Annotated in this window: 1 protein-coding gene; it reads right to left on the minus strand. The window is 46.1% G+C overall.

The window, feature by feature from the left end; genetic code table 11:
- Positions 1-177 precede the first annotated feature (177 nt).
- Positions 178-561 carry a RidA family protein gene (locus H6B51_RS17200; protein WP_204884810.1) on the minus strand — a complete coding sequence of 128 codons (384 nt, stop codon included), beginning with the start codon at positions 559-561 and terminating at the stop codon, positions 178-180.
- Between the last annotated feature and the right edge of the window lie 262 nt (positions 562-823).

Genomic DNA, 823 nt, shown 5'->3' on the forward strand with positions numbered 1-823 from the left:
CTGACAGCTTCTTCTCTTTTGCCTTTTGCCCTGAAAACTTCGATGTTGGCAGGGCCGGTTTCGTGCACCCTTTTTCATCTGTCCTGAACCGTTACCTGCTTTCACACTAGACTCCTTCATAAATTGATTGGCGACCGTCAGATTTTATAACACCAGAAAAGTTATCTGCCATTCAATTCACTTTTTAATGGCAATAACAGCAATTTCAATCTTACATGAGTCAGCAAGATCAACATTTCCATAGCACAGTCGTGCAGGAAGCCGCCGGGGATCAAAGTGACGAAGATACTCAGCGTTCATCTTATCCCGCTCGGAAAAGTCCCGCAGCAGTACGTCTACCTTCACCACATGATCCATATCCGACCCGTATCGCTCCAGCAGGATCTTCAGGTTGCTCAGCACCTTGTCGGTTTCGTGCGTGATGGAACCGCATGACAGTTCCTGGGTATCCAGATCTTCGGCAACCAACCCGGAAAGATAGAGGGTCTTTCCATCAACCACCACCAAATCAGAATATGGCACCTCCTGGTCATCCGAAAATCTCACGTATTCAATCGCCATCTGGTTCACCCCATTTCATAATATCGAATCTTATCGCGCATTGTATTTGCTGTTTAAAGCAAATCCCGTTCCTTTACTCCAACATCATACCATGAACCACGAACCATTACAATGCGGTTTGCTGAACTGGTGGACTACTGCTATCTAGAATTAAACATCTATGAAACGGCTACCGGTAGCCATGGGAAGATTTCAATGCCTTGGGGGACAAGGGATTGCGGGGACGGCAAGAACTTGTTTCCTTGCCTAAAGTCTAAAAAAA

The sequence above is a fragment of the Pseudoflavonifractor phocaeensis genome, assembly GCF_016901955.1.
In the GTDB taxonomy this organism is placed as follows: domain Bacteria; phylum Bacillota; class Clostridia; order Oscillospirales; family Oscillospiraceae; genus Flavonifractor; species Flavonifractor phocaeensis_A.